1 pseudogene is annotated in these 555 nt (G+C 61.3%); it reads left to right on the top strand.

The features are described 5' to 3' along the window. Positions 1-142, top strand: a pseudogene (locus tag NW860_RS01670) (AarF/ABC1/UbiB kinase family protein); the annotation flags it as partial. Positions 143-555 lie beyond the last annotated feature (413 nt).

The raw sequence follows: 555 nt of genomic DNA, 5'->3' as shown, positions 1-555 counted from the left end.
GGGCTCTGGTCGCGTTGCTCTCTTGAACTGTGGCATGGTCGGGCGGCTGGATCCCCGCCCACAGCCGATTGTGCTGGAGCTGATTTTGGCCATCGTCAGCCTGGATGCCCAGCGCTGTGCCGAGCTGACTCTGGAACTGGCCCTGCCAGAAAGTCCTGGGGGCAGCCTGCGGACCCTGATGGCAGACGTATTTCGGTAGCAGTTGCTGGGGAAAGCTCCCCTACCTTCGTTGCTGCGCAGGGCCCTGGATCTGAAAAACCTCTCCCTGCAATCTCCGCGGCAATTGGAAGTGCTGCTTAGCCGCATCACACTTCGGAAACCCAACGCTGGAACCTGACGGTGCAGGATCTGGAAGGCCTGCGCAGCAGCCTGGATCAGTCAGCCAACTGCCTCTCCTAGTGGTTGGATCCCTGATTATCGGCGCCGCCATCATCTCGGCGCAAACCCAGTGCTTTCAGGTCTTCTAGCTGAGCGAGCTGCTTTTTGGCACCGCCAGCTGCTGGGCCTGTGGCTTATCCTGAGCATCCTCCGCTCCGGTCGCCTGCGCGGCTAACC

Source organism: Synechococcus sp. F70.1 (assembly GCF_047502745.1).
Taxonomy (GTDB): domain Bacteria; phylum Cyanobacteriota; class Cyanobacteriia; order Thermostichales; family Thermostichaceae; genus Thermostichus.
The sequence above is the reverse complement of the archived record's forward strand: the minus strand, read 5'-3'. Positions and strand labels throughout refer to the sequence as shown.